We start from the raw sequence: 16841 nt of genomic DNA on the forward strand, positions 1-16841 counted from the left end.
TTAAACAATTGATTAAGGAAAGTCAGTCAATTTTAGATTTTAGATTTTAGATTTTAGATTTTAGAGTTGACTCCCCAGCCGCCATTTGGAATCTTGAACTTTGGTGAGTCGATTGTAAATTTTAGATTAAAGATTAAACAATTGATATCGATTCCGGTGCAACCGGAATCGATATGAAACAGCCTTGGGGCGGGTGGGGTGAAGGTACTTCACTCAGTTGAAATCGGCTGTATTTACGAAGAGGTTGTTTCCGAGATTGTGTGTGGGATATCAACATATAATACTTAACAAACAACTAATGACTAATCACAATTTAGTAAAAAAGTCAATACCGTTTCATCAATTCCCTTTAGTTTCAAAGGCTTATATTTAACAATGCGATTTTCCTCCACATAATCTGCAACCGCCGCCGAAATTAGCACCGTGTTTGGTTCCGTCACCTCTTGCAAGCGGGCGGCAATATTCACGCTCGGCCCGATCGCAGTATAATCCGATCGATCGGGGCCGCCAAACATCCCCACCACCGCAGTACCCTGGTGAATTCCGCAGCGAAACCGCACCGGAGGGACGCCATTTTCCCCAACAATTCCCTGCTCCAACCAGCCCTTGTTAAGCTCCTTCAGAGCTCGCAGCATTTGGTCAGCAGCAGCCACAGCGCGGCGTACTTGCTCATTAGGCGTTAGTTCCTCCGGCGCGCCAAAGAAAGCCATTACCGCATCTCCAACAAACTTGTCCACCGTACCGCCACTGTCAAAAATAGCCTTAGTCATTGCCGCCAAATATTCATTCAACAGCTCAGCTACCCGGCGCGAGCGCAGCGTATTTGCCATTTGAGTAAAACCGACAATATCGCTAAACAAAATAGTAATCAATCGCGGTTCCGGGCGCAAATCCAAGGCCAAATCTCCAGCCGCTGCGGCCTTCACCATCGCCGGCGGCAAAAATCGGCGCAGCACCGACTCAGTTAAATAACTGTTCAACTGCTGCACTCGGCGCTCGTTTTGTTTGAGGGCGAGCAAATTCCGCACTTCCGCCAACAATTCTCTATCGTTAAAAGGCTTGGACAAATAAGCATCAGCACCCCTTTCTACTCCTTCAATTCGAGTATCTTCGTCGGCTTTAGCAGTCAGCAAAATTGCCGGAGTTCCCTGCAATTCCTCATCCTCTCGAATCATCCGAATCAAATCCAATCCCGAAATCAAAGGCATCATCAAATCAGTTATAATTAAATTAGGGCGACGTTTTTTAGCCACGGCAAATCCTTCTTCTCCGTTGCGGGCTAGCAAAACTGCAAAGCCGGAATCTCGCAGAATGGCCGAGACATAAAATCGCAAATCTGGATTGTCGTCAACTACCAAAACCGTTCCCACTGCTGTTTCTGATCTGACAGGTTCGAGCGCCTCAAAGTTATGATTTTCTGCCTCATTTTCCGACAAATCCGCCTCCACATCTGCCAGTTCCACCGCAGCTTTGGATGAGTGAAACTCCGCAGGTATTTCTAGTACCTGTTCCGGGGGCAAGTGAGTCGAACCAAAGTGCAGCCAAACGGTAAAAGTAGTACCTTCGCCGTAAACTGACTCAACTGAAATTTGACCGCCGTGGAGTTCGACTAATTCTTTGACAAGTGCCAAACCTAAGCCGCTGCCTTCGTAGGAACGGCTAGCTGAACCTTCGGCTTGGTGAAAGCGCTCGAATAAATAGGGAATTTGTTCGGTGCGAATGCCGATCCCCGTGTCTTTTACTTGCAACAAGCAGTGAGCGCCGGCCGATTCAACTTTCAGGGTGATAGTTCCGCCTTCTGGGGTGAATTTAACAGCATTTGACAGCAGGTTGTAAATAACTTTGTCAAATCTTTCCAAGTCCAAATAAAGTAAAGGACATTCTTGCAGTTGGGTAATTAAGTGCAGTCCTTTTTTCTCGCAGTAGGCGCGGAACGACTCTGCGGTAGAGTAACAGAAACCGACTAAATCGCAGGGGCGGAAACTCGGCTGCATCCGTCCGGCATCGAGCCGCTGCAAGTCCAGCAGTTGATTTACCAAGCGCAGGAGGCGGCGGGAATTACGCAAAGCGATTACGGCTTGTTCGTAGGGCAAGTCTTCTTTGCGCCTGCAAGCTGATTCCAGAGGGCCGATAGTTAGAGTTAGAGGCGTGCGGAACTCGTGGGAGATATTTTGGAAAAATTCGGTTTTGAGCCGATCGGCTTCCAGAAGCCGTTCTGCCTGCTGTCTGGTAGTCTGGTAGAGGCGCGACTGCTGCACGGCCAGAGCAGCTTGAGTTGCGACTATTTGAGCCAGGTCAATGTCTGAGATGTTCCAGCGGCGGATGCTGTGATTTTGGCGCAGGGAAATGCTGCCGATGATTTTGCCTTCTGAGAGTAAGGGAACGACTAACAGGGCGCGGGCTGGCGATCGCACTTGCAGTTCTGTAACATTTAACTCGGGGTGTTCGTCGAGATCTTCGATCGCCACCGGCTCTTTTGATACCATAACTTGCAACAACAGCGGATTGCCCCGAATCGGCACCAAAGACTGTGGCAAAGAAGGATGGGCAAAAACCCAGGCGCGAGTGTTAGCAGCAGCATCGCCAGAAGCCGTCTCGTAGCCCAGAGGGTTCGCAACTAGCTCTGGATTGTCAATAAAACCCTGTTCTACAGCCACGGTATCCCTATCTGTGTCGTATAGCCCCACGCATTGGACGTATTCATCATCTTCTGTCCACAGAGATAGGGCGCAGCCGTCAACTTGCAAAGCTTGGCCGAGTTGTTGAGTAATGGCTGCAAAAATATTTTGGGGATCGAGACTCGATCGAATTGCCGTAGTAATAGTATTGACTAAGGCCTCCCGCTTGGCCAGCGCCCGCACCTGTTCGTAAGCCCGGGCTTGAGAAAGCGCCAAAGCCGCTTGGTCTGCCACGGTAATTACCAACTGTACCTCGTGGTCTTGCCACTGGCGCCGTCGATCAAACTGGTGCAGCGCCAAGACTGCCATCAGTTCGATTTTGTAAAATAGCGGTACGATCAAGCTCGATCGAATATTCGCAGCTTCGTAAGCCTGCTTTCGCTGTTGATTATCCCAGTTTAAAACTCGATCGTCAGTTTGGGCATCTTGAATCACCTCCACATCCAGAGTTTCCCAAACCAAATCCGGCAGCAAATCCGGGGAGAGTTCGGCCGCAGAAGCATCTGGGGGCGTGACTTCCTCATCGCCCCCCAACCCTTTAGTTTCTGCCTTCTGGTAAACGAACCACTCATCGGCCACCCGGCCGTCTTGGAACGGCCGCAGCAGACAGCAACTCACCTCAAACATCTGCCCGACACTTTCCACAATTCTTTGCAGCATTTGCTGGTAATTGGGAGCCGATCGGATAGTATTGGTAACGGCATAAAGCAGCGATTCTTGGCTCAAAGCACGGCGCAGTTCATTGGTGCGCGTTTTCAGAAGATTGTGAGTCTCAACAGCTTGACTGACAAGATTTATCAGCTCTTGAGCATCCCAAGGCTTGGTAACGTATTTGAATACTTTGCCAGCGTTAATAGCTTCAACTAAATCTTCAACATCCGTATAGCCAGTTAAAATAATTCGGATCACGTCGGGGTACTGAGCCGCCGTCAAGCTGAGAAACTCCGTACCGCTCATTTTTGGCATTCGCTGGTCGGAGATAATCACTGCTACTTCTCCCTCTTTTGCCAAAATTTCGAGAGCAGCGGGGCCAGATTCGGCTCTGAGCACTTTGTAGTCTCGATGAAAGGTGCGGTAAAGCAAGTCGAGGTTATCCGGTTCGTCATCGACGATCAGAATTTTTAGCTTAGGATTTTCTTGGGAATTCATGCACCGTTCTCCTGTGCCCCGGGGCTGTGCGATTTAATAAGTCTGATAAAAGGAAGAATTCGCCGATTTAAATTGCTGAAGTCATACCATTTTCGATTTTCGATTTTCGATTTTCGATTGCGAATGACTGATGACATAAGGATTGGTATTTTGCCTAGAGTGCCATTATTTTGGGAAAATGGTATCACAATCATTCGTGGATATGAAGTTGTTGTGAGTAGGCCGAGGCAAGCATCAACCTTGATTTTTGATGTCTGGGTTTTCAATTCGGAATTCTTCTGAGCCACAGTTATCTGTCGTGCACCCCAATTTTATTATTTAATGATATTCATATAAACTCGTCTCCCGATAAGTTTTTTTCACCCCTTACCTTTATGCAGCAGGAGAGCAAACACACATCTGGCCCTTTTAACGGGAGCATCTCAATGAAAGCAGCCCAGCTAGAAATTGGAGTTTTGAGGCAGGAGTTTTGAGGGAGGAGGCAGGAGGGAAGAGGAAGAAGGAAGGAGCCAGAAGAAGTGTTTTTACAAATATGAGATGCTCCCATTTTAACTGCCGTCTCGATATCTCCGAATACATAGGAATAACCGTCCTGATTGTGAGTTGATTGGCCAAATTTATGTTTGCTCCTGGCTCCTGGGAATATTTTATTTGGTATGTGAAAGCTGCCCGCAGCAAGATACAATAGACAACCAACATCTTCCCCTGTGTTTTTTTCCCACAAGTAACAGCAACTTTAACAGTCAGCCAAGGATAGCGACCACCATCCGGCGCCGAGCCCCTGACTGATATTCGGGGGTGGCCCACAGACCACAGAGGTGTCTGTGGGAGTGACGCAATTGCTGTACCATTTTAGTTAGACTTGCACTTTTTTCCCGATCTCGGCATTTTTTGTGCCTCCTGCAGACCAACGCCCAAGCCAATTACTGCGGCGAAACACCGCAAGATCGAGCATCCATCTGTTAATCTTAGCTAGGGATGTACTCTGTGGAAACCGATCGGTCGATTTTAGATTTTAGATTTTAGATTTTAGATTTACTCCACAGATGAATCGGGGAGCTTGAACTAGGGTCTAAAATTTTGATCTGTCCCCGACGAGTGTCGGTGGCTGGTATCGGTTTTTGGGCCGGGTGAATCAGCTCGATCGAGGTTTTGAAGGTTAGCCCCCAGTAACTAATTTGCTTACTTTTACTAACGTATGCTACTATTGGCTACATGGCATACGTCCCACTCAGAAAAGCGGTTGAATTTCTGGGCTTGCATCCACACACCCTAAGAAAATATGCAGATGAAGGGAAAATCAAAAGCATCAAAAACGAAGCAGGGCAACGACTCTACGATGTCGAGTCCTACCAGCGTGGTGCAACTAGAACTACCTTTATTTGCTACTGTCGCGTCAGTTCTCCCAAGCAGCGAGACGACCTCGCTCGACAAGTTGACGACCTGCGACAGCAATACCCCAACGCCGAAATCATCCAAGATATCGGGTCGGGGCTTAATTTTAAACGGAAAGGACTGCAAGCCCTACTGGTCAGATTTATGCGCGGCGAACAGCTCACGGTTGTTGTTGCCTGTCGTGACAGATTGTGCAGGTTCGGATTTGAACTATTCGAGTTTATGGCCGGGCAAAACGGTGGACAAATCTTGGTTCTCGACCGAACTGTTTACTGCCCAGAAACCGAACTCACAAGCGATCTTCTTGCCATCCTTCACGTCTTCAGTTGCAGAATGCACGGACTCAGGAGTTACAGCAAGAAAATCAAGGAAGATCCGGCTATTCCTAAATCCTGAACAGAAAGTGCTGCTCAAACAGTGGTTTGGGGTGAGTCGTTTTGTTTACAACACGACTATCAAATACCTGCAAGAACCAGGCACAAAAGCTAGCTGGATGACAATCAAAACTGGAATACTCAACAGTTTGCCAGAATGGGCAAAGCCTGTACCTTTCCAAATCAAATCGATTGCCATCAAAGACGCTTGCTCAACTGTCAAAGCAGCTAAGCAGGGTTTCAAGAAAGACGGGCAAATCCGTAAATGCAAATTTCGCAGTAGAAAAGACACCAAGCAATCTATCTATGTGCCGAAGTCAGCCATAAAAGAATGCGGCGTCTATCATTCGATTCTAGGCAAGTGTCAATTGACAGAATCCTTGCCTGCAAATTTCAGTGATGGTAGGTTGACTCTCGCTTATGGTGAGTATTACATAGTTGTCTCTGAAGAAGTGCCACAAGTCAAGACCGATAAACAAGGTCGGCTGGTTGCCTTAGATCCCGGTGTCCGCACGTTCATGACATTTTTCTCTGAAGATTCTTACGGCTGGTTAGGAAAAGATTCTAATTTGCACATCCAGAAATTGTGTTTTCGGTTGGACAAATTGGTGTCAAAAATCCCTAAATCTCCTAGTCGGCAAAAAAGAAGATTTAAGAAAGCAGCCAGCAGGCTTCGTTGCAAAATCAAGAATTTGGTCAAAGAGTTACATCACAAAATAGCTAAGTTTTTAGTCTATAATTTTGATGTGATTGTGCTGCCAACTTTTGAAAGTTCTCAAATGGTGTCTAAGTCGCGCCGTAAGTTGAGAAACAAAACGGTGCGACAAATGCTAAGCCTAAGCCATTACGAGTTCAAAACTTTTCTTAAATGGAAAGCTTGGGAAAAGTCTAAACTTGTGATTGATTGCAACGAAGCTTACACGTCGAAAACTGTGTCGTGGACTGGCGAAATTGTCAAAAATCTAGGTGGCGCTAGGACTATTACGTCCGCAGCTACTGGGTTGAAGATGGATCGGGATCTAAATGGTGCTCGCGGGATTTTGCTGCGGGCATTGGTTGACACGCCTTTGTTGAGAGATTCTCTTAACTTATATATTTGTTAGCATTTGTTAGCAAAAAAGTGTCGGTCTCACTCGCGCGCAGCAGAGTATCGAACCGACGGGGCCAACCCCTGGAGACTGTTTCCAGGCATCCAAATTTAAATTGGACGTTGGAAAAGTACCCAGTAGCTCAACAGGCAAGATCGGTTCGATCGGGGACGGGCGATGGATAGCCCAGAACTGCTGAAAGCTGGGGTGCCAAGCCGGGGGGCGGCGGGGAACATCCGACGCGCGATCGAGCCCGGTGTTAGTATGGTCAGTCGTTGAGTTTTTCAACTACCGCTTGACGGATAAATTATATTCGATCGGGTATTTCCCTAAGCAGAGAGCGGTAGGATTCCGGGAACCTGACGTTAAAACCTTTGTAATTGTTTTTAATACCTTGCCCGCTAAGCTGTCGCGCATTTAATTTGTAAGCTACTGTTTACTTAAACTCTTGTGATGCCGGCCGAAAGCCAGGGATCAAGCTTCAATTTAAAGGGCAAATAGCTTATCCACAAATCTACTATTAGGGGATGAGTTCTATTTTTTCATAACTAGAATATTAAATGCTAAAAATTTTCCATTTACCTCAAATACTACTTAAAGTCAACACAAAAATATGTAATTTAATCTGGCTAATAAACTATGCCTATAAGTTACGTTATAAGATCAGTATAACATCAGTGATTATTCTAAGAGGGTAGCTTAGAAACCCGCGTAAAAAAAATCATATAGTGGCCTGGCATTGTGAATCCTTCATTTTTTTCCTCACCATCTCACCAACAACAAACTCCTGGACTTTCTGGTTTTTCGATCCGGGTGGCTGCGCCCAACGACTTAACGCAGCTAGCTGATATTTTAGCCATGAGCTTTCACTCCCGCGAGGGGTTTGTAGAATGGGTGTATCCAGTGTTGCGTTTGGGCATTTACGAAGATTTAAAAAATCGACTGCGTTCTAAGGCAGAACATTACATTTGTCTGGTTGCTGAGCTAGTCTCGCGCGAGGAGGGAACGCAGAATTATCGATCGCACCGAGCTCAGCGCATAACAGGAACAGTAGAAATGGCTCTACGTTCTCGCTTTCCTTGGCAAATCCCTAATTCTGACTATCCTTATTTGTCGAATTTAGCCGTTCACCCGGAGTACCGGCGGCAGGGGGTTGCTCAACAATTGCTCAGCAACTGCGAGGAGACAGCCAAAGAATGGGGATTTTCTGAGATTTACCTCCACGTTCTGGAAAATAATCACCCAGCGCGACAGTTGTACTATCAAGCCGGCTATCGCTTGCAACAGGTGGATTGGAATTGGACTGGTTGGCTGTTCGGCCAGCCGCGCCGCCTGTTTTTACGCAAACAGATTTCGCTCTCCTAAGCTAAGTATTTGAATTGATCGTGGGGAATTGGGGCTTCGCCAAGAAAAAGGAAAAAATAGCTCTTCTTTCCTTCTATTGTGAATCAATGGAATGGGAATGGGGAATTATTGATGAATTTTAGTTTGCTCTTAAGCCCGATCGCACAACCCACTAAAATTAGTTTGATCGAGCGTAAGGATTCAGGTCTTTGATTGGGGAATAAGAGAAGGCATCAAAAAGTCACAAGAATGGGCAGATATAGCATCACGGAAAAAAGCCATTGCGCTTTTACCCTGAAACCGACAAGTCTGAATCACAGATAACAAATCAGCGGTTTGTTCAAACCGAGACATTGACCGGGAACCCCCAGATACCTTACGTTTAGTCACAGCTAATCTCAGAGAACGTTCTGCTAAATTATTATCAGGAGGAATGTCGGGATGGTCTAAAAAGTACCACCATTGATCTGCTTTCTCACGTAACGAGCGCAGTAACAGTCCAGCAGCATGACCAACATGACCTTGCCAAGTATTTAACAATTCTGCCAATCTCGTCTTAAAGTCCCTCGCCCAAGTCTGATAATCAATCTCTTGGGGGTGTTCCCGCCCTAGGCGATGTTGTCGAAATGCCTCATCAATTAATTCCAAAAATGCAGAAGCGACGACAGTGTTGTTACCGTGGCCCATTTGCAGAACTTTCTTAAAATGTCGCCGTAGATGGGCTAAACATTTTTGTTGCGCTCCCACAATCACACCGTTATATACGCTAAAATCATCGGAACTCAACACAGAGCGCAAATTCATGCCCCAGCATTGTCTCTAATTCGGCTCTACTGCGAGTGTCTGCGGCATGAAACAGGCAAAAATCTTGACCTGTGGCTGTCGGTCAACCATTCTTTGACTCCCTTCACACACCGGGGGTGTTTCATCCACATGGACGTTGCCTTGTAATGGTACCCATTTCCATAAAGCTTCAACGGCGGGTTTGACAGCATCAGCTACCCGCGCATTTGTCGCTTGTCCTGGACCTATCCCTAGGTCGATTCCACCTAGTTCGCGCAGGAACTCTTGTTGTTTTTCATAGGATAGGTGTCCATAATTACCCAACCAGCTTAATAATGCTTGTAGGTCAATACTTAAGTCAAGTCAAGGAACTATCCCGGATGCTGGTGCACCCATCACCATTGCTCCGCATTCATTGCATTGACATTTGACTCGTTGATATTCTACCACTTCAATTGGTAAGGCTGGCTTTACACGCTACCTGCTGCTTGCTATAACCAATCGGATCACTTAATTCTCTACTACCACAATGCTCACAAGATTCAGGAGTGCTGATTTGATATCTATCTACTCGCCCAAACCCTTTTCGGGTTTTGCCGATATGTCCCGGCTGTCCTCCTGCTTTGCGTTTTGGTTGGGACTGTGACTCTGACTCTGACTCTTTTGAGTTGTCAAAAGCGGCTGTCTCTGATTTCTGTATCAGATCGCTCGATGGTGGTTTTGATGATGTTTTACTATTACTGGGCTGTCTCTCTTGGAGCTTTTCGAGCTTTTGTTGTAATTTTTCAATCAGCTTCTGTTGGGTGAGCACAATTTTGACCAGCTCCTGGTGGCTCAACTGGTCAACCATTTCTAATTTTAGTGCTGCTGATAACTCTGACTTTTCGCTCATCTGACTACATTACCATATTGTTCGGCTCTCTGCGGAACTATTTTTACCTGAATCCTTACGATCGAGCGATTAAAAGGGCGGGTTTTTGAGATTGTCAATTATTGGCAGATATTTTTCGTGAACCCGCCCCTACCGTATTAGGCGTAATCGACCGGACATGATATTATATCAAATGCGGTAGCCTCGTCGGGCGTAAAATCCCGTCAATAATCACGGACGCTGCAACAGGAATTAATCGAATTAATCTGCGTTAATCTGTGTTTATCTGCCCACATCTGCGGTTTTTTTAAAAAAAATCTCGAACCGCAGATGACAAGGGATTGACGCAGATTCACGCCGATAATAAGAGATTTATGAATAATCCCGATGCTAACAGATTTAATATTATACCAAATCAGGCTTGAATACACCTTTATTTTTTAGCATTTGAGAGAGGAACAAAAGGCAACTTTGACATACTCCCCAGCTATCAAGGCGAGGGGATTCTAAACCCGGACTAAAATAAATAGTCTCCCAAGTTTAGGCTTAGCACTTCATTGTCCGATACTACCGAAGTAGTTTTACTCAAACTCTGTGCTCGTTTAGAGTCGTGGCGATACCCCATCCCGACTTTTTCTATATTTTTAGCGGCGTTCAAATCTCGATCGTGTTTAGCTCCGCAGTTTAAGCACTGGATTGAGCGCACAGAGAGGTCTAGTTTTCCCCATCTAAACCCGCACTCTGAGCAAGTTTGAGAGGTCGGCTCCCAGCGAGAAATTACTTTAAATTCTCTGCCGTATTTCTCAGACTTGCCCTCACAAAGCGTCCTAAATTCTCCCCATCCTTGCTGACTTATTGCCCTTGACAATCTCCGATTTTTAACCAGACCTGCTACGTTCAAATCTTCTAGGATAATGGTTTGGTTTTCACTCACCAACTTAGTATAGCAATCCTAAATCATTTGTAAAAATATGTAGGGGTAGTGCTACCCCTACTCCCCGTGCCTACCCCAGCCAAGGCGGGGCAACCGGGCGTGGGTTTTGCCCCTACAAGAATTACACGAATCATTTAGGATTGCTATAGATAGTTTGTGCAGAAAATCCTTTCGACTATCAGCAATCTGGTTGTGTAGCTTGGCAATTTTAAGCCTAGTTTTATCCCGACGTTTTGAGGTCTGGACTTGACGGGATAGCTGGCGCTGTAGTCTGCGAATTTTACGATCTAGCACTTTGTAGCTTGGACTTTGTGCGGTTGTACCATCACTCATTGCAGCGAAGGTTTTTATGCCCAAATCTACACCGATGCTTTGGTTTTTAGCCTCGGTCTGGATGGGGGAAACTTCTACAACAAAGCTTAGAGAATATCGGTTTGTACAGTCCTTGATTATCGTAACAGAGCTAGGATTGGATGGTAATTTTCTAGACCAAACGGGAAATACGTCCCCTATTTTTGCCAGATAAACCTCATTACCTCTCAATACAAAACCGTTGCGCGTTAACCTGGCCGATTGGCTGTTTGTCTTTTTCTTGAACTTAGGATAGCCGACTTTTTTTCCTTTTCTTTTTCCTGTGCAGGACTTGAAGAAATTGCTAAACGCCGCCTCTAAATCTGAGACAGATTGTTGTAAAGGAATAGCTGAAACTTCTCCCAACCATTCTCTTTCTGGTGTCTTTTTAGCTAAAGTTAAAACTAATTTTTGCAATTCGGCAGAACTAGGTTTTCTGTCTGACTGTTTGCAAAGTCTTAGAGCATCATTCCAGACTACCCGCACACAGCCAAACAATTTAGCTAAGCTAATTTTTTGTTCAATTGTCGGATAGAATCTGTATTGATACCGCCCTTTCATTTCCCCTCCTTTGTGTTCTTAATTTACTATACCATAGTATACTAAGCAATAAGCAATCAGGAAGATTGGGAAATTAATTTCAAGGCGGTTGAAACCGCGCCCGACTTCATCCCCATATCTGAAGCTAGGGGCTTTCGTCTCGTTCTTCCGGTAAGAACGATGTCAAGGGCAGAGTGCTACAAAGTTTTTAACCCGGATTGAGTATTGTGAGGAACGCCACAGAAGTTCGGATCTGCTGTGGCGTTTTGTTCGCCAGAACAGGAGACTTTCGCCGCCAATTCTAGAGCTCAGAGAGATTTGGTAGGAAATCCGAGGAGCCGATCGCCCCGTTAACCCCAACCAGATTTGCTAAAACCCGATCGGTTCCTGCTACTTGCAGCAACGTACCGTTCGGAGTGGCGCTAAATTGCAACTGCTGGAAACTCAGGCCGCCGCTCAAAACAAACTTATCGACGGCTACCTCGAAGTTAATCACAGTATCAGTGCCGCCATCAGCACTCAACACATATCGATCGAACCCAATACCTCCAATCAAAGTATCCTCGCCCAAGTCGCCAAACAGCCAGTCATCTCCAGCGCCCCCATTGAGAAGGTCGTTATCTTTACCACCAATCAGAGTATCGCTGCCAGCATCTGCGTTGATAGTATCTTGGCCTTCATTGCCGTAGAGCAAGTCATCGCCGTCACCGCCGTTGATGCAGTCTTGCTGGTCGTTTGCGCCCACCGAGACAGCCCGGTTATCAGCACGATCGCCATAGATGGTATCGTTGCCCTCGCCACCGCAGAGTTCATCGCTACCGTAACCGCCGTAAATCAAGTCGTCACCTTGATCTCCGTGTATGAGGTCGTTAGCTTTACCGCCGTAAATCAAGTCGTTATCTTCACCGCCACTGATGGTATCGTCACCCTCATCGCCGAACAGCACATCAGCACCGATGCCACCAAAAAGCAAGTCTTGACCACCAATATCTTTAGCTCGACTTCGAGCACCGCCGTACATGGTGTCGTCGCCGCTATCGCCGACAAGGGTATCAGAGCCAAGTTCGCCCCAAATCAGGTCATTATCTTTGCCACCCCAAACACAATCATTGCCTTTACCTGCTTGCACGGTATCATTACCGTGGCCGCCGCCGATGATGTCGTTGCCGCTGTCGCTAAAGATTAAGTCTTGTTCGCCGAGATCCCCGATGGACTGGGAACTGCCACTGTCGCCGAGCAGAGTATCGGCTCCTTCGCCGCCGTAGAGGGTATCGGAGCCTAATTGACCGTAGAGCAGGTCATTGCCTTTGCCTCCGTAAGCGGGATCGTTATCTTTGCCTGCAACCAGCGTATCGTTGTCTTGTTGGCCGTTGAGGAAGTCGTTACCGAAGCCTCCGTACAGCAAGTCGCGTCCCTCGGAGTCGGTGGCCCTTTGGTCGGGGATGCCCCCAAACAAGCTGTCGGAGCCGATGCCACCAAACAAGGTATCGTTCGCGAGTTCGCCCCAAATTAGGTCATTTTCTTTACCTCCAAGGGCAATATCGCCACCTTTGCCGGTATGGATGATATCGTCGCCCTCGTTGCCATTAATCAGGTCTGCACCGTTGCCTCCAAAGAGCAAATCGCGAGCCTCGTCAGGACTCTGGGAGTTGTTCTGCCCGTTGTCTCCCAAAATCGTATCGGCACCTAGATCTCCAAACAGAGTGTCAGAGTCTAAGTCGCCGGCAACCCAGTCATTCTGTTTGCCTCCGTAAACACTATCGTTGCCCTCGCCTCCGTCAACAATATCGGTGTCAATGCCACCAAAAACCCTGTCATTGTCTTCGTTGCCGTAAATTTCGTCCGCGCCGTCTTCACCTAAAAGCAGGTCGTTGCCTCCAAAACCGACGATTTTTTGGTTGCCTTTGGTGTCTACGATGAAGCCATCGCCCTCGTCGGTTCCTTTGGTGGTTTGTCCCTCTGAAAATTGTGAAATAGGCCTGACAAATCCAACTGCAGGTGGTTGCTGCGGGGGCGCAAAGTTAATTCCCGGTTTTTCAATAATGGGCGAACATTGACAGTCGGTATCTGGTTCCCCGATCGGATTTGAGACTATGGGCGATGCCGGCGTTGGTGTGGGAGTAGACGCCCCCGACCGCAAGATAGCCACGACAGTAGCGACAGCGGGACTGGTGGCACCGCTGTTGTCTGTGGCGCTGTAGGTGAAATTGGTTCCTGTAAAGTTGCCAGTTGTGAAGAAAAATAGTTGCTGCAACTGTGCGGGAGTGAGGACTTGACCTGCTGTGACTGGTACACCACCGTTGGCTGGATCTCCTAAATACAGGACGGCTTGATCTGCTGGAGGCAGGGTGTTGATGGTGTAAGAGACGATCGACCCGTCGGGGTCGCTTCCTCCCAATCCTGTGACTAACTGGCTGCTATTGGGGGCGAGGCTGGAGTTGGCATTGTTGGCAACTGGCGGTTGGTTGTCAGTTGGAAGTATGGCCGCGACAGTAGCGGTAGCGGGACTGGTGGCGCCGCTGTTGTCTGTGGCGCTGTAGGTGAAATTGGCTCCTGTAAAGTTGCCTGTGGCTTGCAAAAATAGTTGCTGTAACTGTGCTGGCGTCAGGACTTGGCCGGGTGTCACTGGTACGCCACCGTTGGCGGGATCTCCTAAAAACAGAACGGCTTGGTCTGGTGAGGGCAGGGTGTTGATGGTGTAAGAGACGATCGACCCGTCGGGGTCGCTTCCTCCCAATCCTGTGACTAACTGGCTGCTGTTGGGCCCGACGCGGGAGTTGGCATTGTTGGCAACTGGCGGTTGGTTGTCAGTTGTGCTTGGAGTTGGTGTGGGCCCTATCAGTCCAGCCACACTAGCGGTAGCGACTGGACTGATAGCGCCGCTGTTGTCGGTAGCGGTGTAGGTGAAATTGGTTCCTGTAAAGTTGCCTGTCGTGAAGAAAAACAGTTGCTGCAACTGTGCTGGAGTCAGGACTTGGCCTGGTGTCACTGGTACACCGCCGTTGGCGGGATCTCCTAAATACAGGACGGCTTGGTCTACTGGGGGCAGGGTGTTGATGGTGTAAGAGACGATCGACCCGTCGGGGTCGCTGCCTCCCAATCCCGTGACTAACCGGCTGCTGTTGGGCCCGAGGCTGGAGTTGGCATTGTTGGCAACTGGCGGTAGGTTGTCAGTTGGAGTTGGAGTTGTTGGAGTTGTTGGAGTTGGTGCTGGAGTTGGAGTTGGTGTGGGCCCTATCAGTCCAGCCACAGTCGCGGTAGCGACTGGACTGATAGCGCCGGTGTTGTCTGTGGCGCTGTAGGTGAAATTGGCTCCTGTAAAGTTGCCCGTGGTGAAGAAAAATAGTTGCTGCAACTGTTGAGGAGTCAGGACTTGACCTTGTGTAACTGGTACACCGCCGCCCAAAGCTGGATCTCCTAAAAACAGCACGGCTTGGTCTGGTGAGGGCAGGGTGTTGATGGTGTAAAAGACGATCGACCCGTCGGGGTCGGGGTCCCTTCCTCCCAATCCCGTGACTAACCGGCTGCTGTTGGGGCCGAGGCGGGAGTTGGCATTGTTGGCTAATGGGGGTTGGTTGTCAGTTGGTGTTGGTGTGGGCCGTATCAGTCCAGCCACACTAGCGGTAGCGACTGGACTGATAGCACCGCTGTTGTCTGTCGCCCTGTAGGTGAAATTGGTTCCTGTAAAGTTGCCCGTCGTGAAGAAAAACAGTTGCTGCAACTGTGGTGGAGTCAGGACTTGGCCTGGTGTCACTGGTACACCACCGTTGGCTGGATCTCCTAAAAACAGCACGGCTTGGTCTGCAGGAGGTAGGGTGTCGATCGTGTAAGAGACGATCGACCCGTCGGCGTCGCTTCCTCCCAATCCTGTGACTAACTGGCTGCTGTTGGGGCCGAGGCGGGAGTTGGAATTGTTGGCTAATGGCGGTTGGTTGCCAGTTGGAAGTATGGCCGCGACAGTAGCGGTAGCGGGACTGGAGGCGCCACTGTTGTCTGTGGCGCTGTAGGTGAAATTGGCTCCTGTAAAGTTGCCTGTGGCTTGCAAAAATAGTTGCTGCAACTGTTCTGGAGTCAGGACTTGGCCTGGTGTCACTGGTACACCACCGTTGGCGGGATCTCCTAAAAACAGCACGGCTTGGTCTGCAGGAGGCAGGGTGTTGATGGTGTAAGAGACGATCGATCCGTCGGGATCGCTTCCTCCCAATCCCGTGACTAACCGGCTGCTGTTGGGGCCGACGCGGGAGTTGGCATTGTTGGCTAATGGCGGCTGGTTGTCCGTTGGTGTTGGAGTTTGTGTCGGCCCTATCAGTCCAGCCACACTAGCGGTAGCGACTGGACTGATAGCACCGCTGTTGTCTTTCGCCCTGTAGGTGAAATTGGTTCCTGTAAAGTTGCCTGTGGCTTGCAAAAATAGTTGCTGCAACTGTGCTGGAGTCAGGACTTGGCCTGGTGTCACTGGTACACCACCGCCCAAAGCTGGATCTCCTAAAAACAGCACGGCTTGGTCTGCAGGAGGCAGGGTGTCGATGGTGTAAGAGGCGATCGACCCGTCGGGGTCGCTTCCTCCCAATCCCGTGACTAACCGGCTGCTGTTGGGGCCGAGGCGGGAGTTGGAATTGTTGGCAACTGGCGGTTGGTTGTCAGTTGGAAGTATGGCCGCGACAGTAGCGACAGCGGGACTGGAGGCGCCGCTGTTGTCTGTGGCCCTGTAGGTGAAATTGGTTCCTGTAAAGTTGCCTGTGGCTTGCAAAAATAGTTGCTGTAACTGTGCTGGAGTCAGGACTTGGCCTGGTGTCACTGGTACACCACCGTTGGCGGGATCTCCTAAAAACAGCACGGCTTGGCCTGCAGGAGGCAGGGTGTCGATCGTGTAAGAGACGATCGACCCGTCGGGGTCGCTTCCTCCCAATCCTGTGACTAACCGGCTGCTGTTGGGGCCGACGCGGGAGTTGGCATTGTTGGCTAATGGCGGTTGGTTGTCCGTTGGTGTTGGATTTGTTGGATTTGTTGGATTTGTTGGATTTGTTGGATTTGTTGGATTTGTTGGATTTGTTGGATTTGTTGGATTGGTTGGATTTGTTGGATTTGTTGGATTTGTTGGATTTGTTGGATTTGTTGGATTTGTTGGATTTGTTGGATTTGTTGGATTTGTTGGATTGGTTGGATTTGTTGGATTTGTTGGATTTGTTGGATTTGTTGGATTTGTTGGATTTGTTGGATTTGTTGGATTTGTTGGATTTGTTGGATTGGTTGGATTTGTTGGATTTGTTGGATTTGTTGGATTTGTTGGATTTGTTGGATTTGTTGGATTTGTTGGATTTGTTGGATTTGTTG

Annotated in this window: 6 protein-coding genes and 2 pseudogenes; 4 read left to right on the plus strand and 4 right to left on the minus strand. The window is 48.3% G+C overall.

From position 1 onward, the window contains the following. Positions 1-302: 302 nt before the first annotated feature. Positions 303-3827, minus strand: a complete 3525-nt coding sequence (locus QUA00_RS26300) for a response regulator (protein ID WP_333411706.1) — start codon at positions 3825-3827, stop codon at positions 303-305. 1215 nt (positions 3828-5042) lie between these two features. Here QUA00_RS26300 and QUA00_RS26305 point away from each other — a divergent pair. The 3 genes from QUA00_RS26305 to QUA00_RS26315 all read left to right on the plus strand — a co-directional run bounded on the left by QUA00_RS26305 (position 5043) and on the right by QUA00_RS26315 (position 8049). Beyond that, positions 5043-5618 (plus strand): IS607 family transposase, encoded by a 576-nt coding sequence (locus QUA00_RS26305; RefSeq protein WP_333145679.1) that lies wholly within the window; start codon positions 5043-5045, stop codon positions 5616-5618. 7 nt (positions 5619-5625) lie between these two features. Further along, positions 5626-6699 carry a transposase gene (locus QUA00_RS26310; RefSeq protein WP_333145676.1) on the plus strand — a complete coding sequence of 358 codons (1074 nt, stop codon included), beginning with the start codon at positions 5626-5628 and terminating at the stop codon, positions 6697-6699. Between the two features lie 726 nt (positions 6700-7425). Beyond that, positions 7426-8049, plus strand: coding sequence for a GNAT family N-acetyltransferase (locus QUA00_RS26315; RefSeq protein WP_333145675.1), 624 nt, complete (start codon positions 7426-7428; stop codon positions 8047-8049). A 180-nt stretch (positions 8050-8229) separates the two neighbouring features. Here the strand turns inward: QUA00_RS26315 and tnpC are convergent. The 3 genes and pseudogenes from tnpC to QUA00_RS26340 all read right to left on the minus strand — a co-directional run bounded on the left by tnpC (position 8230) and on the right by QUA00_RS26340 (position 16416). After that, positions 8230-9703: pseudogene (gene tnpC / locus QUA00_RS36940) on the minus strand (IS66 family transposase). Positions 9704-10199: 496 nt separating this feature from the next. Continuing rightward, positions 10200-11528, minus strand: a pseudogene (locus QUA00_RS36945) (RNA-guided endonuclease InsQ/TnpB family protein). A 280-nt stretch (positions 11529-11808) separates the two neighbouring features. Beyond that, on the minus strand, positions 11809-16416 hold the full coding sequence (locus tag QUA00_RS26340; protein ID WP_333411708.1) for an Ig-like domain-containing protein: 4608 nt from the start codon (positions 16414-16416) through the stop codon (positions 11809-11811). 40 nt (positions 16417-16456) lie between these two features. On the opposite strand from QUA00_RS26340, the gene QUA00_RS26345 reads away from it, so the two are divergent. Beyond that, positions 16457-16841, plus strand: a 385-nt coding sequence (locus tag QUA00_RS26345; RefSeq protein WP_333411709.1) for a hypothetical protein, incomplete at its 3' end; no start/stop codon positions are given.

The sequence above is a fragment of the Microcoleus sp. T2B6 genome (assembly GCF_036700475.1).
Lineage (GTDB): Bacteria > Cyanobacteriota > Cyanobacteriia > Cyanobacteriales > Microcoleaceae > Microcoleus.